This window comes from Bacteroidota bacterium (assembly GCA_030706565.1).
Classification (GTDB): domain Bacteria; phylum Bacteroidota; class Bacteroidia; order Bacteroidales; family JAUZOH01; genus JAUZOH01.
Genome location: JAUZOH010000020.1, coordinates 1 through 21,423 on the forward strand (window position 1 = coordinate 1; position 21,423 = coordinate 21,423).

A 21,423-nucleotide genomic window follows, 5' to 3' on the forward strand; every position below is an offset into this window, starting at 1 on the left:
ATTTAATAAGTCCGGTTAGAGACTTTCAGCTTCTCTTTTTTTCGTAATTTTTTTAGAAATCATAATTCCTACTTCATAAAGCATGATTAAGGGCAATGCTACGATGACCTGGCTAAAAGCGTCCGGTGGAGTAATTACTGCGGCCAGGATTAGAATAAGAACAATAGCATGCCTTCTATATTTAATCAAAAATTTGGGTGAAAGTATACCTATACTGCTCAGGAAAAAGATAAGAACAGGTATCTCAAAGATAATACCACAACCGAGGGTTGTGGTGGTTACCATGGATATGTAAGATCCAAGGTTGATTTGATTCATAACTGAATTACTGACCTGATAATCACCAAAAAAAGATATGCTCATGGGTACAATGATGTAATACCCAAAAAGTATCCCTAACAGAAAAAGAAAGGTGATATAAAAAATTGCCCCCCTGGCTTTTTTGAGCTCTTTTTCGTAAAGTGCAGGTTTAATAAACTTCCAGAATTCATAAAAAATATAAGGAAAAGCAATAATAAAACCTGCAATAAAAGAAACCATCAGATGTGTATTGAATTGCCCTGAAATATCCAGGTTGATCAGCTGGAATGGTTTTGATTTAATGCACAAATGGGGGAGATTTAATTCCGTTCCCAATAAACAAAGCATTCTGTTGGTGAAAAAAGCAGGATTTTTCGGGGCAAGCAGAATTTTATCAAAGATGATGTTTTTATATATAAAAGCAAGTACGGCAAATATCATGACTGCAGCAAGAGAACGGACAAGGCACCATCTAAGTTCTTCAAGGTGATCCAGAAAAGACATCTCTTTTGGGGGACGGTTATTTATCATTTTTGAAAAAGTTTGGTTGTTTCTACGGCAATTGCCGCAAAAATTTCTGCAAATTTATTATTTTTTCAGTAATCCCCATTTTTCATGTATGATTCAATACTGTAATGCAACTTTTTTCTTTTTTTTCAGTATAAATGCTATTATCTAACTCACAGGGAATGATGAATTTTATTAAGATAGTCACAATTTTAGTTTGATTTTTCCCGTTTTTTTCATAAATTTCTTATACGTGATTTAAACTGAATACATAAAAAATCACCTTTTTTTATAGAACTATATTATATACTTTTGTCCTAATTGTAGTATATTTATTTGATATTTAATCTAATTGTATATAACAAAATAAATTCAAAATCGAAAAAAAATCTATATAAAGTAAAGGAGTTTTTAAGTGTAAATGGGTACGAGTGCTGAAATATCGTTGAATGAGTATTTAAAGAAGTTTTTTGGCTTTGATAATTTTAAAGGTAATCAAGAAGTTATTATACGGAATGTTTTAGCAGGGAATGATACATTTGTCCTGATGCCGACGGGTGGAGGAAAATCTTTGTGTTATCAATTACCTGCTTTAATCGAAGATGGAACCGCAATTATAATTTCTCCTTTAATTGCCCTGATGAAAAATCAGGTGGATGCAATGCGAAGTTTTAGCGAAGAGGAAGGAATAGCGCATTTTTTAAATTCTTCGCTGACCAAGGTGGCTATTGCAAAAGTTAAAGAAGATGTATTGGAGGGGAAAACGAAATTGCTCTATGTTGCCCCTGAATCTTTGACTAAAGAAGAGAATATCGAGTTTTTCCGTAAAATAAAGATTTCCTTTTATGCTATTGATGAAGCCCATTGTATTTCTGAATGGGGGCACGATTTCAGGCCTGAATACAGGAAAATCCGTCCACTTATCAATGAAATAGGTGTCAGACCTATCATTGCGTTAACGGCAACGGCTACTCCTAAAGTTCAACATGATATTCAAAAAAACCTCAACATGTTGAACGCCAATGTGTTTAAATCGTCTTTCAACCGCTCCAATTTATATTATGAAGTCAGGCCTAAGGTTAATGCAAGCAAAGAAATTATTAAGTTTATCAAAACTAATCCTGGTAAATCAGGAATTATTTATTGCTTAAGCCGGAAGAAGGTTGAAGAACTGGCTGAGATTTTGAATGTTAATGGAATCAAAGCTTTGCCTTATCATGCAGGAATGGATTCTGCCACCCGTTCCTCCAATCAGGATAAGTTTCTAATGGAAGAAGTGGATGTTATTGTGGCTACTATTGCTTTTGGGATGGGCATTGACAAACCTGACGTACGGTTTGTCATCCATTATGATATTCCCAAGAGCCTTGAAGGTTATTATCAGGAAACTGGCCGGGCTGGAAGAGATGGAGGTGAAGGACGTTGTATAACTTTCTATAGCTATAAGGACATTCAAAAGCTTGAAAAGTTTATGCAGGGAAAACCTGTAGCAGAACAGGAAATAGGAAAACAATTATTGTTGGAGACAACGGCTTATGCGGAGTCGGCCGTGTGCCGCCGTAAATTGCTCCTGAATTATTTCGGAGAGGATTATCTGGAAGATAATTGTGATAATTGCGATAATTGCTTGCACCCCAAGGAGAGTTTTGAAGGGAAAGATTATATCATTCAGGTTTTACAAGCTGTTCAGGCCGTAAATGAAAAATTCAAGGCTCAGCATGTAGCCAATGTGCTGGCGGGCAACGTCGACAGTGCAATTAAAGCATACAAACATAATAAGCTTCCTGTTTTTGGCACAGGGAGCGATCATGATACTAAATTCTGGAATGCTGTGATTCGTCAGGCACTTATCAACCATTTCCTTCAGAAAGATATCGAAAATTACGGCTTGTTGAGGGTTGATGAAGCTGGTCTGGAATTCCTTAGACATCCTTATTCCATTATGTTGGTTCAAAATCACGACTATGAAGAAGAACAGGAGGAAGAGGCAATGGGGGGCTCCGGTGAAACCAAATCCGGCGCTGTGGATACCGAATTGTTCAATATTCTTAAAGATTTAAGGAAAAAGATAGCCAAACAGAAAAATCTACCTCCTTTTATTATTTTCCAGGACCCTTCCCTTGAAGACATGGCCATCCAATATCCTGTAAGTATGGATGAATTGCAGAACATTATCGGGGTTGGTGCTGGTAAAGCCCAGAAATACGGTAAAGAATTCATCGACTTGATCAAAAAATATGTGGAAGAAAAAGAAATTATCCGTCCACAGGATATGGTCGTTAAATCGGTGGTGAACAAAAGTGGCCTGAAGGTATTTATTATTCAAAGTATTGACAGAAAGATTTCTTTGGATGACATTTGTGAAGCAAAAAACCTGGATATGAAAGATCTGTTGAAAGAGATAGAAGCAATTGTCAATTCAGGGACCAAAATAAATCTCGACTATTATATCAATGATGTGATGGACGAAGAGCATCAGAGTGAAGTGTTCGATTACTTCAAGGAAGAGGCAGAAACCGAATCTGTTGAGGATGCCTTAAAAGAACTGGGTGAAGACGAGTATACCGAGGAAGATATTCGTTTGATGAGAATCAAATTTATATCCGAACTTGGGAATTAACGCCCTGGAAGAGGGCGTTTCCCGGTTTTATACCCCTGTATTATTCACCCCTTTGGTATCAAGGGTGTCTCTTAGTCCGTTACCTACAAGCGTAAAGGCCAGTACCATGATCATGATTGCCAGGCCTGGAATGATTGCCAGGTAAGCAGAATCTACAATGATGTACCCATAATGGTCTTTGATGATGTTGCCCCACGACGACACCGGAGGTTGAATGCCTATACCCAGAAAACTAAGTCCTGCCTCAATCAAAATGGCTGAGGCAAAATTGCCCGCTGAAATGACAATGACCGGATCAAAAACATTAGGGATAATGTGTTTAAGGATGATCCTTTTATTGCTGTACCCCAGGGCTCGGGCTGCTTCAACATATTCTTTTTCGCGTATTCCAAGAACCTGGCCCCTGACCACCCGGGCTACTTCCACCCACATGGTTAGCCCTACCGCAATAAATATTTGCCAGAAACCTTTACCCAAAACCAGGGTAATTGCAATAACCATCAATAAGGTGGGAATGGACCATACCACATTGATTAACCACATGATGATGTTATCTACCCAGCCCTTAAAATATCCTGCAAGGGCTCCCAATCCTATTCCTATGATCAGGGAAATGAGTACAGAAATAAATCCTACCGAAAGGGAAATTCTTGTACCGATAAGCAAACGGCTTAAAAGGTCTCTGCCAAATCTGTCGGTGCCCAGGTAAAAAGTTTTGCTAACAATATTTTCTTTTTGGATTCTTTCCTGTAAATTTTTAATTGTTTCTACATGCTGCTTGTTATCTAAATCTTTAAATATAAGGCGTCCATGCTGATCATTGATAACCGGCACATTATATGCCAGGGGATATAGTACATCGGCTAGGCTGTAATTCTCCCTGAAGGTTTCATTTTTTAATTCGGAATATCTTTCAACTTCAATCTGGTCATTTTTAAAGCGATATGAATTAATCGGAACCGGTATAAAAAGATTCTCCTGGCCGGTAAACATTTTTGAAAAGAAATTCCCGGGTTCAATTTTTTTGTTTTTTCTGACCATCAGCATTTTCACCCTGAATCCGGGTTTCTTGGTAGATATTTCCAGAATTTGTTCATTGCAATCCGGGCTATGGTCTGGAGTAATCCAATATCCTAAAATTGAAATCAGTACCGCCAAACCAATAATCATCAAGCCGCATAATGCCAGTTTGTTGGTTCTGAATTTCTGCCAGGATATTTTCTGAGAATTGTACTGAGGTATATTTTGCTTCCTTTTAAAGAAATTTTTTAGGGTACGGATTGACATGATCATTTTAAGTTAATTTTCTGTTCTTCCACTCATATTTTCCTATTACAGCCGTAAGGCATGTATACGCGATGTACCATGGGTAAATGAAAGCCGAGGGGATGAACCACAATAAGGCCATTTTTGTTTGCCAAAATGTTTTAGTACGGTGCAAAAGAAAGAAATCACTCAAACATTTTAATACAAAATAGAAGAAAAAAACAGAAAAATATTTAATGGAAAAAAATCCGGAAATGAATAGGGCAACCAGAAAGATATTTGTTGTGGCAACAATCAATGCTGTGGCAATTGTGTCAAAATCCTTGTAATATTGGCTTTTGGAAGCCCATCGTTTGCGCTGATTCAGGAAAGAGCGCAGGTTAGGACAAGCTTCTGTATAAACCAGGGCATCGGTAGATTTCAGATACCTGATGTTTTGTGCCTGATTTTTTTTTAGCTGGTGTAAAAAAAACATGTCATCCCCCGAAGCCGAAGCCACAGAAAAATTATTGTTTTCAAAATAAGCCGTTTTTTCAAAGGCAAGATTTGATCCGTTGCACATGATGGGATGCGAAAGCCCGGCTGAGCCCGCTGTTGAAGCCTGAAGGCTGGTAAATTCAATGGATTGCAGAAATTGAAAGCAGTTTTTGGGGGATAATAACCTGACCGGGGCAATAATCATTTTTGGCCGGTAAATTTCATAAAAAGAGACTATTGTTGACAGCCATTTTTCCCCTGTAGTGCAATCTGCATCTGTAGTAACAATAAGGTTCCCTTTTGCCTCAACGATTCCTTTATAAAGTGCTGATTTTTTCCCTGATCCTTTTTCCAGTTTAAGCAAACGGATATTATTATATCCTGCCATCAGCTGCTGCAATTCTGTGAAGCTGTTATCTTCGGAATGATCGTCAACAAGGATGATTTCATAGTGCTCGGCAGGATAATCCTGATTTGTCAAACTGTTGAGCAATGCGGCCAAATGAGCAGATTCATTTCTGAACGGGACTACAATGGTTACGAAAGTATTGAATTTTCGAGAGGCAACCGTGGAAAAAAACTGCAAATTTACCCAGCCTTTGGCAAAAGCAAGAATGATAAAGCTGTATAGAGAAATTATCAAAATACCAATCACAATAACCGTGATCATAAGGCTATTTGTCCAGATATTTTGCAATGGTGTTAAGTAATTTATCAAAATTTATAGGCTTGGACACGAAATCGTCGCAACCGGCATTGTAACATTTCCACCTGTCCTCTTCCATGGCATTAGCTGTTTGAGCAATGATAGGCAGGTTAGGCCTGAATTTTTTAATTTCCCTGGTTGCTTCATAACCATCAATTCCAGGAAGTTGGATATCCATTAGTACCAGCTCGATTTTATCATTGTTTTTGCAGGTTTCGACAGCCATCATGCCATCTGTAGCCCTGATAATCTGAATTTGTGTCCTTCTTAAGATGCCCTGTAATAACTTAAACCCAATGAGATCATCTTCAGTAATTAATATCAGGTGATTACTCCAATCAATTGTATTGGCTGATTTTGCGATATCTGGTTTTGTCTCTTTTATATCTCCCATGTTCGTTATTCTTGGTATGCTAAATGTGAATTCAGAGCCTTCATGTACAAGTGAAGAACTAAACATTTTCCCATTCATCAGGTTAACCAGGCCCTGAGCTATTGGAAGCCCCAACCCTGATCCTCCATATCTCCGGGTAAGTGAATTGTCCTCCTGCGTAAAAGCTTTGAATAATTTTATTTTCATTTCTTCGGGGAAACCTATGCCGCTATCTTTTACATAGAATGAAATATAATCATCCCGGGTCAAAGAATAACCAAATTTAATTTCTCCCCTTTCAGTGAACTTTACAGAATTATCAAGCAAATTTTTCAGGATTTGCTTTAGACGCAGACGGTCGGTAAAAATTGACAATTGCCTGTCTGCGGATTCAACATTTAAACTCAGCACTATTTCTTTGCCTTTGTTCTGAATGATATTTTGATAATATTCAAATAATTCCTGCATTAAGGGCAGAACAGTAAAGTTTTCGGGCAGTAATTTTAATTGTTTGCTTTCTAATTTTGAGAGGTCGATCAGGTTGTCAACCAAAGAAACAAGCGAATTGCCGCAATTATCAATAATTTTAATATACTCTTCCCTTAAATCAGGGGTTGTATCTGGAGCATCTATTAATTGGGCCATTCCCAATATGCCATTCATAGGTGTTCTGATTTCATGAGACATATTGGCCAGGAACGCTGATTTTAATTTATCAGAATCTTCGGCTTCTTCTTTAGCTTTTATCAGTTCGTTTTCGATATATTTTCTGTGAACGGCCACGGATGCTTCATAAATGAACGTTTCAATGATTCTGTTATTTATAAACTCGTCGCCATTAAAAGTAAGCAGACTTGCAGTTCCAAACAGTTTTCCCTCTTGCATCAATGCGATGCCTAAGACCTTTCTAATATTTAGAATTTTTTCAATTCTCCTGCAAATCCTCCCTGGAAATTGTTGGTCACATAATTGATACAGCCCGTTATCAAACTGTTTAAGATGTGTGTAGGTACATAATTCTCTTTTATATTTATCCGATATCGAAAGCTCAAGGCCGTCAAGTGAATGTTTTAGTATTTTTTCTAATTTATTTGAAATAGCAGGACTCAAAGGAGAAAGGTATTTTATTTTGAACTTGTCATCTGTCTCTTCATATTTGGAGATAATGACAAATGAACTGTTGCCCAATTCATTTAGTTTCTGCCCTATATATTCAAACAGATTGTCATTGGGAATACTGAGAAAATCCAATGCAGTATTCGATAAAAAGAATAAATTATCGGCATACTTTTGTTCGTTTTGTTCAGCAATTTTTTGCTTTGTAATATCCGTGATAACCCCTCTGAAACCGATGATTTCCTTGTCGCAATAGATATGATTGATATACAGAAGAATACTGAATATTTTTCCCGAGTGGCTGATTGCCCTATATTCAACTCCTTTTATTTCAAAACCTTCAAGGGCTTTTTTCAAATCGTAGTCCAGCCTTTCCCTGTCTCCCTGGTAAATAAGCCGGGAAAGATTTAAAGATTTAATTTCCGTTTCACTGTATTCAAATATTTTTAAACCTTGTAAGTTGAAGAATGTCAGCAGCCCCTCTTTGTTACATTCAAAAATGGTTTCAGGCATTAAAGTGATCAGATTCTTATACCTATCTTCACTTTTTTTAAGTCTTTCTTCTGATAATTTTTTGTCGGTGATGTCAACAGCAATGCCACAGGTACCGATGATTTCTCTTTGATGGTTGTACAAAGGATTTTTAATGCTTTGGAACCACCTGAATTCATTGTTGATCAGGGTGAATTCTTCTGTGATGACCTGTTTTGCGGAACGAATAACTTCATTGTCAACAGCGACATACCTGTCGGCCAAATCAGAAGTGTGCAAATCATAATTTGTTTTTCCTATTATATAATCTGGTGAAGATTGGTTGAAATCAGCAAAATATTTATTTGCAAACAGGAATTTCCCCTGAAGGTCTTTAACCCAGGTCATAAATGGAAGGTTGACAAGAAGGGAGTCTTCATTGTTTTGAGGCTGCAACAATAGGGATTCAGCTTCTTTCAGATTGGTAATGTCGCGCCCTGTACCGATAAATCCAAGAAAATTATCATTTTTATCATATACTGCCTTATCAGACCAGCCTATCCATCTCCATCCTTTTTTTGTCTGGGCTCTTTGTTCAACATAACAGGAAAAAGGAGGTACATGAAGTTTTTTTATTGTTTCTTCGCTGCGTTTAAGATCTTCTTCGTGAATGTATGGATTTAATTTCCTCCCTAAAAGGTCGTGTTCTTTTTTCCCGAATAATTCGCAAAGAGAAGGGCTGGCAAATTCAAGCTCCCCGTTTTTGTTGGTCTTAATTATAAAATCAGTTTGATTTTCAGCTATGAGCTGATATTTTTCTTCACTTTCCTTGAGCTCACTGAAAAGTGAGACCCTCTGGCTGATATCTCTGGCAAAACCTGTAGTTCCGATTACTTCGCCGTTTTCATTCTGTATGGGAGAAATAAAGGTATCAAACCACCTGGGATCTGCAATTGATCCGGAAAAGGATTCAATCACAACTTTCTGCCGCTTTGTTTCTATAGCTTCCTGATCGTACTGTATAAGCTTTTTTGCCAGCTCTGACGGCCAAATTTCTTCATCGTTTTTTCCTACTAAATTGACAAGGTCTAAATTGCAAAAATATAAAAATGAGTTATTTGCAACGATATATTTACCCGCTTTGTTTTTAATCCAAAGCATGAAAGGAATGTTATTGATAACTTCAAGATGAGGGAAGCGGGAGCAGCATTGGCTAAATTCATTTGACGGGCTTAGGTTTTTGTTCACTACAATATATTGGAGATGATCCCCGGCAGATTGAGCAGAACAAAAATGAATTTCGGTATCAAGAATTGTGGAATCCTTTTTGATAAATCTGACAAATTTATCAGGACAATCTGAATTAAGGTTTATACTTGATTCTACATGTTTATCGAGGAGTTCCTGCCAGTTTTTCCCAATTAATTCATTTGTTGAATAGCCAAGCAGGTTTGCGAAATTTATATTGGCATCGGTAATTTTTTCTTGTTCTATAACGAAAACAGCTGAATTCTTCAGGTGTATGATTTTTTTCAGTAGGTCATTTACGGTATTTCCCGGCTTAGAAATGAATTCGATTTTTTTTTCCAGAAATTCTATTCTGGAAAGCAGCTTTTTATTAACATCTTGTAGTTCTTTATATTTTGAATCCATTTCTTTTAATTGCCGAAATAACTTCAATAAAGTATGATTTCAGAAAAACTTTTTAAATATATAAAATTATTAAAAAGCCTGAAACCATTAAAAAAAAATACTTTTATTTTAATGGTTTATGACTAATTCCGGTAAAATATGGACAGTTTAGTTAAAAAAAGTGACAAAGAATGTCGATTCGGATGAGTTTATGATTTCAGGACCGCTGGGGAAATTTACTTTTTCCTTTTGTTCAATTCATCTCTGATCAGTGAAGCGCGTTCATAATTTTCCTGTTTTACTGATTCATCCAATAATTCTTTAAGTTCCTGGGTATCTAGGTCAACAAATTCATTGGCTTCACTGGAATCGGAATTTGAGGAACCGACGGATGCTCCTTTTGACTCTTCATTTTCTTTGGATTCCTTTTCAAAGTCCAGGATGATTCCTGCTTTTGAAATAATTTCTTCGGTGGTATAAATAGGGCATTTAAAGCGCAATGCAAGGGCAATCGCATCACTGGTACGGGCATCTACACTGAGTTTAACCTGCGGACTTTCACAAATAAGTTTTGAATAAAATACTCCTTCTTCCAGTTTATAAATATTTACCTCAGTAAGATTTATTTTAAAGGCTTTGGCAAAATTCAGGAACAGATCATGGGTAAGGGGCCGTGGAGGATTTAATCCTTCTAGTTGAATTGCTATAGCCTGAGCTTCGAACCCGCCTACAATGATAGGAATACGTCTTTCCCCATTTTCTTCAGATAAAACCAAAGCATAAGCTCCCGATTGAGTCTGACTGTATGATATTCCTAAAACATTTAATTTAACTTTATTCATAACCTTTATAATAACAATGAGATAATGAAGTCCCCACTCAATAAACTATACAAATATAGTGAATATTACTAGATTTGTATTATATTTGTTCTGATTTGGCATGATAGGCCTGCAATTTTTACTCAGGATTAAAAAAAGTTGAATTTGTAACATTCTAATTTTATCCGTGAAAACAGGGATTAATCCTTACTTAAAATTAGACTGTAATTTTAAATTAAAAAAATATTCTGATTAAATCTTTGCTTATCAATTAATCTTTTCTATTTTTGCAGTCCCAAGTTTAAAATTTGAAAAACTTTACCAATGTACGCAATAGTAGATATAGCAGGACAACAATTTAAAGTTGAGAAAAACAATAAAATATTTGTCCACAGATTAGAAGCAGCTGAAGGAGCTGAGATAGATTTCAATCAGGTTCTTTTAATTGAAGACGATGATGAAAAGATAGAGGTAGGGACACCAGTAGTGGACGGAGCACGTGTGGTGGCCAAAGTTTTAGCTCATGCCAAAGGAGATAAGGTTCTGGTTTTTAAGAAAATCAGAAGGAAAGGTTTTAAAAAACTCAACGGTCACCGTCAATATTTTACACAGCTTCTTATTGAAGATATTCTTCAAAATGGTGCTGAACACGTAAAAGCTGAGGCAGAACCTAAAGCTGAAGAAGTAAAGGCTAAACCTGAGGTTGAGGAAGCTGCTGTTAAAGTTAAAAAGCCTGCAGCTAAAAAAACAACGGCAAAGAAGGCTACTAAAAAAGAAGAGTAAAAAGCAATAAAGCATTAAAATATATTAGAAATGGCACACAAAAAAGGAGCAGGAAGTTCTCGAAACGGTCGGGAGTCAGAAAGTAAACGACTTGGAATAAAATTATATGGAGGACAAATTGCCAAAGCCGGCAATATTTTAGTACGTCAGAGAGGTACTGTTCACTGTCCTGGTTTAAATGTTGGAATGGGTAAAGATCATACTTTGTTTGCCCTGATCGATGGGAAAGTTGAATTTAAAAAGAAAAAAGAGGACAAATCATTTGTCTCTGTTCTTCCAATTGAAGAATAAGGTTTTATATCTAAATTTTGCAGATCTCCGAAATATTTGTCTACTTTAGACAAATAGGTTTGGAGATTTTTTATTTTATTTCCTGCTTAAATTAAACTTATCATGCTTACGTTAAAGGTCATTCAGGAAAATCCGGAAAAAGTAATTGAACGTTTGGCTGTTAAAAATTTCGATGCCAAAGAAACTGTTTATAAAATTCTGGATATCGATAAAGAACGTCGGGACTTGCAGAAAAACATGGATCAACAGCAAGCCGAGCTGAACGCTCTTTCAAAAGAAATTGGCAATTTATTCAAATCCGGCAAGAAGGAAGAAGCTGCTGCAGCTAAAGATAAGACTGCAGGTTTGAAGGATTCTGTTAAGGAATTAAGCCAAAAGTTGGATTCAAAGGAAAAAGAACTCAATGAACTTCTGGTTCTTTTACCCAATATGCCCAGTGAAGTTGTTCCTAAAGGCAAATCTGCAGCAGATAATGTTGTAGTTAAAAAAGGAGGTATTATTCCTGAATTGCCGGAAGATGCCTTGCCCCACTGGGATCTGGCAAAAAAATATGATATTATTGATTTTGAGTTGGGTAATAAGTTGACTGGAGCCGGCTTCCCCGTATATAAAGGGAAAGGTGCAAGGTTACAGCGTGCCTTGATTAATTTCTTCCTCGATGAAAACCAAAAGGACGGCTATCTTGAGATTGAACCGCCCATCATGGTCAACGAGGATTCGGCTTTTGGTACAGGACAATTGCCCGATAAGGAAGCACAGATGTATTATGTCGGATTGGATAATTATTATCTTATTCCTACTGCTGAGGTCCCGATTACAAATATTTACCGTGATGTAATTCTTAATTCTTCTGATTTCCCAATTAAAAATACTGCTTATACTCCGTGTTTCCGCAGAGAAGCCGGTTCTTATGGCAAGGATGTCAGAGGATTGAACCGTTTGCATCAGTTCGATAAGGTTGAAATTGTTCAGATTCAGCATCCAGACAAATCATACCAGGCACTTGATGAAATGGTAAAACATGTGGAAGGATTGGTTAAAAAGCTTGAACTGCCCTATCGTATTGTGAAATTGTGCGGGGGGGATATGAGTTTTACCTCTGCTTTGACTTTCGATTTTGAAGTAATGGCTACGGCCCAAAATAAATGGCTTGAAATCAGTTCTGTCTCAAACTTTGAAACTTTCCAGTCAAACCGTTTGAAACTGCGTTTCAAGGATGAGGCAAATAAAAAGTCACAACTGGCCCATACCTTGAATGGAAGTTCTTTGGCTTTGCCCAGGGTTGTTGCCGCTTTACTTGAAAACAACCAGACCCCCCAGGGAATTAAGATCCCGGAAGTACTTGTTAAATATACCGGTTTCGACATGATTGATTAGGCCTGTTGATCAATAGGATATTAAACAAACCCATGAGCGTTTTTTTCTCATGGGTTTATTTTTTCATTTTCTGTAATTTTTAAATAGTAATTGACGTTAATATAAAGGTCGAACCAAAGAGACAATTAATTGTTTAACTTTGAAATTGGTAAAGCGGATAATTTATGAAACTTCAAAATTTATCTTTTCTGGCAGTTATGTTTCTGATAATAAATTTGTTATCATGGAATTGCCGCAAGGACGAAACCTCAACTCCAACTCATGCCGATACTGTTGCCAGTAACCTGAAAGATGCCACGGAAGCTTTATATGGTTTGATGAATACCTGGTATTTATGGAATGACAGTATGCCGGTTGTAAGCGAAAATAAATATACCCATCCTGATTCTTTACTCGAAGCCATGCGCTATAAACCCAGGGATAAATGGAGTTATATTGCTTCAAAAGAGGAGACTGAGTCCTATTTCCAGGAAGGAGCATTTGCAGGATATGGTTTTAGTTATGGCTTGGATTCAAACGATTCTATAACTGTTGTTTTTGTTTATAAAAATTCTCCTTTATACAAGGCCGGGATCAGGCGTGGCTGGAAAATGCTTAAAATTAATGGTACAGCTGTAAATAAAAACTCCAGCATAAGCTCTTTGTTGGGAAGCAGTACTGCAGGCGTTCAGAATGAGATATTGTTTAAGAGCCCCGCCGGCAAGATTATTGATTCAACTTTTACCAAAGAGAATCTGACAATTAATACTGTCCTTTACAGGGATACTGTTGTTCAGGATGGGAAAGTGATAGGACATATTGTACTTGAAGGTTTTATTGTTCCGGGAGAGCAGGAAATTGATGAGGCATTCAGCTTTTTTAAACAGGCTGGAGTAAGCGATCTGGTCCTCGATTTGCGGTATAATACAGGAGGATTGGTGAATGTTGCCGATACTCTGGCCAGTTTAATCGGAGGTTCCAATACAGATGGTAAAACTTTTGTCAATTATTTTCATAATAAAAACAAACAGAAAGCAAACAGTTCGGAAGCTTTCTATAAAAATCTGAGCAATGCCCTGAATCTTAACCGGCTTGTTGTTCTTACTTCCGGTAGTACTGCTTCTGCAAGTGAAGCGGTAATAAATGGATTGAAGCCCTTTATCAAGGTTGTGTGTATCGGCGATAACACCTATGGAAAGCCAGTGGGAATGTATATTTTCACTTATAAGGATTATTCTTTTGTCCCGATATGTTTCAGGATAACCAATGCCAACGGGCAAGGTGACTATTATAGCGGATTAAAGGCCGATTCTTATGTTCTTGATAATATTGACAAAGATTTCAACGACAAAACCGAGGATTGTTTCAAACAGGCCTTGTATTATATAAAAACAGGCACTTTTGCAGCCACCAAGAAGGCCTACCGACAATCCATACCTTTCCCGGAAATGAAAGGTTTACGGGGAGAAATCGGGGCCTATTAACAGAAATATTTTGGGAACAGAAAGAATTATTTTAGGCATTGATCCCGGTACAACCGTTATGGGGTATGGCTTAATCAGGGTCATAAAAAAAGAACCGGAATTAATCACATTGGGGGTCTTACAATTAAACAAGTTGCATGATCCTTATGTCAAATTACAGAAAATATTTACCCGGACCTTACAGTTGATAGATGAATATCATCCCGGTGAACTGGCTATAGAATCGCCTTTTTACGGGAAAAATGTGCAATCCATGTTGAAGTTGGGGAGGGCACAGGGAGTGGCTATTTCGGCAGCTTTGTATCGCTCTTTGCCGGTACATGAGTATGCTCCCAGAAAGATAAAGCAGGCCATCACAGGACAGGGAAGTGCTTCCAAAGAACAGGTAGCTCTACTCATTGAAAAGATATTAAAGACCGGTGAACTGCATGAGATGCTTGATGCTACTGATGCAGTAGCAGTTGCAATGTGCCATTTTTATCAACGGGATATTCCCGGGTCAGGGCAGAGTTTCAACAGTTGGAAAGATTTTATCGCACAAAATCCCGGCCGGGTCAAATAAGAAATATATTAAATAAAAAAGCTCCTTTTCAGGAGCTTTCTTTATTTAAATTCTTTACTGATCTTTTCTGCGATCTCTTTAAATTCTTCATCCGAAAGTTTCAACTTGGGATTGGAAAAATTCATATCACTCATCTTATTGAGAGGAATAAGGTGAATGTGGGTATGAGGGACATCCAGTCCTACAACTGCAACCCCTATTCTCAGACAGGGGATAGCCTTTTCAAGAGCTTTTGCAACTCTTTTTGAAAAAATCATCAATCCGCTTAAAGATTCATCGTCAAGGTCGAACACATAGGGAACTTCCTTTTTGGGTATTACCAGAGTGTGCCCTTTTACCAGAGGATTAATATCCAGAAAGGCAAAATAATTTTCGTCTTCAGCAACCTTATGGGAAGGTATTTCCCCTTTTGCTATTTTTGAAAAGATACTTGCCATAATTCTATATTATTTTATTGAATTGCAATATCAAGGATTTCAAAAGATACTTTTCCGGAGGGTACCTGTACTTCCACTACCTCGCCTTTTTTCTTACCCAATAATGCTTTAGCAATTGGCGTATTGATCGATAATTTTCCACCTTTTAAATCGGCTTCACTTTCGGATACAATCGTATAATCCATAACTGCATTGTTGTTTTTGTTCTTAATCTTAATACGGTTAAGTAACTGGACTTTTGAAGAATCCATTTTGGATTTGTCGAGAACCCTCGAATTGGCAATGGTATCTTCCAACTTTGCGATCCTCATTTCGAGCATACCCTGAGCTTCCTTTGCCGCATCATATTCTGCGTTTTCCGACAGATCACCTTTATCCCTGGCTTCTGCCAATTGTTTTGAAATAGAAGGACGTTCAACTGTTGTGAGATGATTCAATTCGTTCTTTAATTTCTTATAGCCTTCTTCCGTAAGGTAAGAAACATTAGCCATAATATCAGCCTCCAAATTTATTTGTTATACATAAAATAAAAAAGAATTCCGGAATTTTCCAGAACCCTTTCTGATGTAAATATACAAAAATTTTATTCTTATTATCGGTTCTAAAATTGAGAAAGTTTTTCTTAAAAAATGCTAAAAAATATGTGTGATTTTATTTCAAAGATTATGATGGAAAACAAAATAACCCCGTATTTGTTCAATTAATATTTAGGGTTTAATATTTCGGAATAAATTACAGCCCTTTTTACGTCAAAATTTTCAATAAGTTGCTTATTTTCTTCTTCTTTTATTGCAGTTTCTTTTCCCTCTTCTTCTAAAATTTCTAAATAGTCCATTTTCCCGGGGAGTACCGTATTTTTTATATTTTCAATTTTTCTATCTTCCTGAGCAACGGTTTGTGTATTATTTTTAATTTCTTTTACAGTAGGTGCATTTGGTGCAGGAGCAGGGTCAGTTTTTTCAACTGGCAAGTCCAGTAAATGGGCTATCTGGTTATAGATATCGGCGTTTTTTCCAGAAGGGGAGGTCCCTAAAGGATTTTTGCGTACCGCCGCCTTATTCTTCCTCTGTTTGTCAGCCTGACTCAATATCGCAAGCAATACTGCAATTGCGATATATAATATAGAAGAACCTAATCCTGCCTGTATAATCATCTTTTTCTGCGTTTAGTAAAAAGTCGTTTCAGAAATGATTCGTGGCCCTGAATATGACTATTAAACCGATCAGCTTCTTTGCGCGAAGATTTCATCCTTCTTTGCACTTCTTTGCTTTGCATCTTATAACGCTTTTTTAAGGTTTTTTTTCTTTCTTTTTCAAAGGCCTTATCTTCTTTCCTTTTAATTTTGGCATTAATTTTTTCACTTTTTTTATCTATAGACGTTTCAGTTCCCCGCATTCCGGATTGCCCTTCAATCTGTGCAGAACAATTGAAATAAAAGGCAAAAATTAACGTTAAAAAAAGTAGAACGGTTTTTTTCACCTGAAATTGCATATCTTAAGGCTGAAATAATTTTATTATGTTGATACCAAAAATAAGAAATATTTCTATAGTTCTGGTATGTGTTTTTGCATTAATTCAATGTGTCAAAGATAACAACTATCTCCCTTATGCCAAGGTTGATGTTGATATTTCTTTATATCCCGGATTGTCAGGGATTGGAGCCAGTTGCAGTCTGATCATGCTCCCTACGACTGATTCTTACCGGGGTTTGAATGGACTTATTCTCTACAGGGAGTCCACGGATGTTTTTAAAGCTTATGAGATGACCTGCCCCTATGATACGGTTCTTTTGACTATCAACAATGTAAAACCTTATTACCTGGCTACCGATTGCAAGATGACTTGTACCGATTCGGCAGTTTGTCCAACCTGCCATTCTGTTTATTATTTAAGTTTGGGAGGCGCGAAAACAAAAGGGCCTTCGCGAAGAAATTTAAAGGAATATAATGTTTATGCAGATGGAAACTGGCTGCATATATCTAACTAAAAATGGGAAAGGGAGTGCCGAAACACTCCCTTTTAATCATTCTTAGTTCCCTTAGTATCTGTAAAATTCTGCCTTATATGGACCTTCAACAGGAACACCAATATAATTGGCTTGTTTTTCAGACAGTGTAGTTAATTTAACTCCGATTTTCTCGAGATGTAGCCGTGCAACTTCTTCATCCAGTTTCTTGGACAGGCGATAAACGCCGATTTTGTAATTGTTTTTCCAAAGATCCATTTGTGCCAGCGACTGATTGGTAAATGAGTTGCTCATTACAAAAGAAGGATGGCCGGTAGCACAACCCAGGTTTACAAGCCGGCCTTCAGCGAGCAGGAAAATGCAGTGTCCGTCAGGGAAAATATATTTATCGACCTGAGGTTTAATATTTACTTTTTTAATACCGGGATAATTTTCAAGTTTATCAACCTGTATTTCGTTATCGAAATGGCCAATGTTGCAAACAATTGCCTGGTCTTTCATTTTTTCCATGTGCTCGATGGTAATCACATCGCAGTTGCCTGTAGTGGTAACAAAAATATTGCCTTCTTTTACGGCTTCTTCCATGCTTGTTACCTGATAGCCGTCCATGGCAGCCTGAAGGGCACAGATTGGGTCTATCTCTGTAACCAGTACCCTGGCGCCATAAGAGCGCATGGAACTGGCACATCCTTTGCCTACATCGCCATGTCCAAGGACAACAACAACTTTTCCAGCAATCATCACATCAGTAGCCCGTTTAATACCATCAGCCAGTGATTCTCGGCAACCATAAAGGTTGTCGAATTTTGATTTTGTAACGGAATCATTAACATTGATGGCTGGAACCAACAGTTCGCCTTTCTCCATCATTTGGTAAAGACGGTGGACCCCGGTGGTCGTTTCCTCTGAAACGCCTTTCCATTCTGCAAGAGTACGGTGCCATTTCGTGGAATCTTCCTGAAGAGTCGAACGGAGCAGATCTAAAATGACAGATTCTTCTTTATTTCCGGGTGTTTTATCAAGTATTGAGGGGTCGTTTTCAGCTGCGAATCCCTTATGAATAAGAAGGGTAGCATCGCCTCCGTCGTCAACTATCAGATTGGGCCCTTTGCCGCCGGGGAATGAAAGGGCAAGCTTTGTGCATTGCCAGTATTCTTCCAGGGTTTCGCCTTTCCAGGCGAATACGGGTACTCCACTTTTGGCTATAGCTGCAGCTGCATGATCCTGGGTAGAGAAAATATTACAACTTGCCCAACGTACATCGGCACCCAGTTCCACCAGAGTCTCAATCAGAACAGCAGTCTGAATGGTCATGTGTAATGAACCTGAAATTCTTGCTCCCTGCAAAGGTTTGGAGGGCCCATATTTTTCCCGGATAGCCATTAAACCCGGCATTTCCTTTTCGGCTATATCTATTTCTTTTCTACCAAAATCGGCTAAATTGATATCCTTCACCTTATAAGGCAAGGTCTGAGTCAAAGTTTTTTCCATCTTTAAATTAAGATTTTATTTGCAAAAATAGTATAAATTCATGTCAGCAAAAACATTAGTGGTGCATCCTGAGGATTTTCAGGCATTCGGCCTTATCTTTTTCCAGCTGTTGCCTGAGCAGATCAATGCTGTCAAATTTTATTTCATTTCTGAGACGGGCTATAAACTGCAGGCTGACCTGCTGGTTATATAAGGTATCGGCATAATCAAAAATATTCACCTCTATGGAACGGCCGGCATGTGAATGGGAGACAGTAGGATTTTGTCCGATATTGAGCATACCGTTTAACCATTTATCGTCAATTTTCACCTTTACTGCATATACGCCATCGGTTGGAACAAGTTTATAATTTTCTTTTACCTCGATATTGGCAGTAGGGAAACCGATAGATCTGCCAATTCTCCTGCCTTCAATGACTTTCCCGGATAGAAAGTATTGATAACCCAGCATTTTGTTTGCATTGGCAATGTCTCCGTCCAGTAAAACCTGACGGATATGGGTAGAGCTTATTTTTTTATGATTCATCAATAAGCCTTCAAGTTTCTCAACTTCCAACTGACTATCCGAAACGCATCCCTTTATTTTTGCAGGATCTCCTTCCCGGTCACATCCAAAACGGTGATCAAACCCATAAACCAGATAATGTGCATTCATGGCTCCGAGTATATATTGCCTGATAAACTGGCAGGAGGTAAGTGAGGCGAATTCAGCTGTAAAAGGAAGTACAACCAAATGTTTGATGCCCAGTTGCTGAAGCAACATTTCTTTTTCTTCCGGCGTATTAAGAAGTTTGAGGTTTTGAACTTCCGGATTCAGCACAATCCGTGGATGTGGCCAGAGAGTAACAACCACCGCTTCTCCTCCAACCTCTTTTGCCCATGAAAGGGTGCGCTGAAGAATATGCCTGTGCCCGATATGTACTCCGTCAAATGTACCTACTGAAACTACCGGCTTTTCGACTGAAAAATTTTCTAAATTGTTATATACTGTCAAATCTTTTGCTGTGATTAAACTGCAAAAATAAAAAATATATGACTACACTGAGAAGGTCTGTTTAAAAAACATTTGAGTCAGGGGAAAATGTAAAGATTCCTCATTATGCCCGGAACGACGACAAGTTCGTAAATGTTTACGTTTAGAAGGGTTGGTTTGTGGCATTGCAGCAAATTACCCCCTCCAAAAATAAATAATTGTCCTCTTAACCGGTCAACAATGGTTAAAAAACAGGAATTGATCAAATCCTCTGAACTTAAATAAAAGTAAAAAAGGTTATGTTTCATAACCTTTTATTTGCAAATTAATTTGACCTCTAAGTTTTCTAGTTGACGCTTCTGCATATAGAATTGCCATTGACTTCCATAGGTATGTCTATACCTGTGGGCAACTGACCGGAGGGGAGTATATGAATTTTCCCGCTTAGTTTTGTCTCCGAGCTGTTTTCAATAATCCAACCGTCTTTTGCATTAACCTTAATGGTTGCAATAGAAGTACCATTCAGGTCGAATTTGGCTTTCATGGGCGCTCCGTTCACATTTTGGGCAGTGGTATCACTAGAAAAAGCGGAATTGCCGGCAATTGTATACTGAGCATCATTCCTGGCTTTTAAAGTATATGTGTTATTCCACTTTCCTGAAAAGGATGTTGATTTAAAATCCGAATTTTTATTCCATGTTTCATTTTCAGCAACTACTTTCCCCGGGTAAAAATTATAGGTCTGTTCAAGATTCGATTTCAGGGCATCATTGGTAAAACTTTGTTTGAGGGTAGAATTCAGGATATTATATTCCTGTGCAGTGGTATCCGCTGCACTCAGTACGGTGTTCAGAATTTCATCGGCACCTGAAATTTCAAGTACTTTGCCCGTTTTGCTTAATATGAGGTGAAAGGATTTCCCTATCAATTTGTTGCATGCCTGGGCTAACTTGTCATCTTTAAGTGGAATTTGGGAAGAGTTGTAAGACAGTTTCATACTGGGCATATTTATTTCATATTGTAATGATTCATAAGTAGCCGTGATGTTTGCATCATTTTGTTTATTTTTACTATTGACTTTATAGCGAATCACTCCTCCCATATTGGTCTTGATTACTATATTGTTTCCCATAAAATTTTGTGTTATGGTCACTTCTGATATGTTCTCGAGTTTATATGTTTTCCCGGCTTTAAGGTCCAGATTGATTTCTTTTCCCCCGGTAAAGCTGCATATCAATAAGCAGGAAAGCAGTAAAATCATATTCGTGGTAAACTTTTTCATTTTTTTCATCTGCTAAAATTAAATTGGTTATGAGAAGATAAATATAGCATTTTCAAACAGAAATGAAGAATGTGGTTCCCTTTTTGTTGAAATTGATTTCGTTAATTAAAACAGAATAAGTACTTTAAACGGAATAGTTCTATTTTTTTAATTCTAAATAGCAATGTCTGGGAAAAATATAAAGATTCCCGGCTCTGCCCGGAATGACAACAAGTTAGTAAATGTTTAGGTTTAGAGGGGTTGGTTTGCTGCATTGCCGCAAATCAATCCCTCTATAAATAATTGTCATCTTGAGCGTAATGAAATAAAACGAAGGGTCTTTAAGCTGTATTGAAATTTTAATCGGACAATAATAAATTATTTAAGTTTCGCAACTAAATATTTCCCTGAACGGAATAAAATTTAAAGTCAGTGATTTATTGTCCTTCAACCGCACTTTATCATGGGGCTAAAACAGGCCTGTAATCTATTAAAATTTTCCAGGATTTTTCATTCGCGAAGCGTAAAAA

General features: G+C 37.4%; 18 protein-coding genes. 7 read left to right on the forward strand and 11 right to left on the reverse strand.

Features of this window, described 5'->3' with window-relative positions:
- Positions 1-15: 15 nt before the first annotated feature.
- A complete protein-coding gene (tatC, locus tag Q8907_02425) occupies positions 16-831 on the reverse strand; it encodes a twin-arginine translocase subunit TatC (protein ID MDP4273113.1) in 816 nt (271 codons plus the stop codon).
- Positions 832-1,228: 397 nt separating this feature from the next.
- Here tatC and recQ point away from each other — a divergent pair, with 397 nt between their 5' ends.
- Positions 1,229-3,427 carry a DNA helicase RecQ gene (gene recQ / locus Q8907_02430; protein MDP4273114.1) on the forward strand — a complete coding sequence of 733 codons (2,199 nt, stop codon included), beginning with the start codon at positions 1,229-1,231 and terminating at the stop codon, positions 3,425-3,427.
- A 27-nt stretch (positions 3,428-3,454) separates the two neighbouring features.
- Here recQ and Q8907_02435 read toward each other — a convergent pair whose 3' ends face one another.
- From Q8907_02435 to Q8907_02450, 4 genes are all read right to left on the reverse strand, one after another.
- Positions 3,455-4,714, reverse strand: a complete 1,260-nt coding sequence (locus tag Q8907_02435; GenBank protein MDP4273115.1) for an ABC transporter permease — start codon at positions 4,712-4,714, stop codon at positions 3,455-3,457.
- A gap of 7 nt (positions 4,715-4,721) precedes the next feature.
- A complete protein-coding gene (locus tag Q8907_02440; protein MDP4273116.1) occupies positions 4,722-5,840 on the reverse strand; it encodes a glycosyltransferase in 1,119 nt (372 codons plus the stop codon).
- Positions 5,841-5,844: 4 nt separating this feature from the next.
- Entirely contained in the window at positions 5,845-9,489 is a 3,645-nt protein-coding gene (locus Q8907_02445; protein ID MDP4273117.1) for a PAS domain S-box protein, read from the reverse strand.
- 215 nt (positions 9,490-9,704) lie between these two features.
- Positions 9,705-10,310 (reverse strand): bifunctional nuclease family protein, encoded by a 606-nt coding sequence (locus Q8907_02450; protein MDP4273118.1) that lies wholly within the window; start codon positions 10,308-10,310, stop codon positions 9,705-9,707.
- Positions 10,311-10,613: 303 nt separating this feature from the next.
- Here Q8907_02450 and rplU point away from each other — a divergent pair, with 303 nt between their 5' ends.
- From rplU to ruvC, 5 genes are all read left to right on the forward strand, one after another.
- Positions 10,614-11,072, forward strand: coding sequence for a 50S ribosomal protein L21 (rplU, locus tag Q8907_02455; protein MDP4273119.1), 459 nt, complete (start codon positions 10,614-10,616; stop codon positions 11,070-11,072).
- A gap of 30 nt (positions 11,073-11,102) precedes the next feature.
- Positions 11,103-11,363 carry a 50S ribosomal protein L27 gene (gene rpmA, locus Q8907_02460; protein ID MDP4273120.1) on the forward strand — a complete coding sequence of 87 codons (261 nt, stop codon included), beginning with the start codon at positions 11,103-11,105 and terminating at the stop codon, positions 11,361-11,363.
- A 102-nt stretch (positions 11,364-11,465) separates the two neighbouring features.
- The gene (gene serS, locus Q8907_02465) at positions 11,466-12,740 is read left to right on the forward strand and encodes a serine--tRNA ligase (protein MDP4273121.1); all 1,275 of its coding nucleotides are present in this window, start codon (positions 11,466-11,468) and stop codon (positions 12,738-12,740) included.
- 197 nt (positions 12,741-12,937) lie between these two features.
- Positions 12,938-14,203: a S41 family peptidase gene (locus tag Q8907_02470; protein ID MDP4273122.1), complete on the forward strand. Its 1,266-nt coding sequence runs from the start codon at positions 12,938-12,940 to the stop codon at positions 14,201-14,203.
- Positions 14,204-14,213: 10 nt separating this feature from the next.
- Positions 14,214-14,765, forward strand: coding sequence for a crossover junction endodeoxyribonuclease RuvC (gene ruvC, locus Q8907_02475; protein ID MDP4273123.1), 552 nt, complete (start codon positions 14,214-14,216; stop codon positions 14,763-14,765).
- 41 nt (positions 14,766-14,806) lie between these two features.
- On the opposite strand, the gene Q8907_02480 is transcribed toward ruvC, so the two are convergent.
- The 3 genes from Q8907_02480 to Q8907_02490 form a co-directional block, all read right to left on the reverse strand.
- The gene (locus Q8907_02480; GenBank protein ID MDP4273124.1) at positions 14,807-15,202 is read right to left on the reverse strand and encodes an HIT family protein; all 396 of its coding nucleotides are present in this window, start codon (positions 15,200-15,202) and stop codon (positions 14,807-14,809) included.
- Positions 15,203-15,216: 14 nt separating this feature from the next.
- On the reverse strand, positions 15,217-15,693 hold the full coding sequence (gene greA / locus Q8907_02485; protein MDP4273125.1) for a transcription elongation factor GreA: 477 nt from the start codon (positions 15,691-15,693) through the stop codon (positions 15,217-15,219).
- 209 nt (positions 15,694-15,902) lie between these two features.
- On the reverse strand, positions 15,903-16,355 hold the full coding sequence (locus tag Q8907_02490) for a hypothetical protein (GenBank protein ID MDP4273126.1): 453 nt from the start codon (positions 16,353-16,355) through the stop codon (positions 15,903-15,905).
- Positions 16,356-16,718: 363 nt separating this feature from the next.
- Between Q8907_02490 and Q8907_02495 the strand changes: the two genes are divergently transcribed.
- Entirely contained in the window at positions 16,719-17,189 is a 471-nt protein-coding gene (locus Q8907_02495; protein ID MDP4273127.1) for a hypothetical protein, read from the forward strand.
- Between the two features lie 51 nt (positions 17,190-17,240).
- Here Q8907_02495 and ahcY read toward each other — a convergent pair whose 3' ends face one another.
- From ahcY to Q8907_02510, 3 genes are all read right to left on the reverse strand, one after another.
- Positions 17,241-18,659 (reverse strand): adenosylhomocysteinase, encoded by a 1,419-nt coding sequence (ahcY, locus tag Q8907_02500; GenBank protein ID MDP4273128.1) that lies wholly within the window; start codon positions 18,657-18,659, stop codon positions 17,241-17,243.
- Between the two features lie 55 nt (positions 18,660-18,714).
- Entirely contained in the window at positions 18,715-19,653 is a 939-nt protein-coding gene (locus Q8907_02505) for a bifunctional riboflavin kinase/FAD synthetase (GenBank protein ID MDP4273129.1), read from the reverse strand.
- Positions 19,654-19,978: 325 nt separating this feature from the next.
- Complete coding sequence (locus Q8907_02510; protein MDP4273130.1) at positions 19,979-20,923, reverse strand: DUF6263 family protein; 945 nt, start codon at positions 20,921-20,923, stop codon at positions 19,979-19,981.
- Between the last annotated feature and the right edge of the window lie 500 nt (positions 20,924-21,423).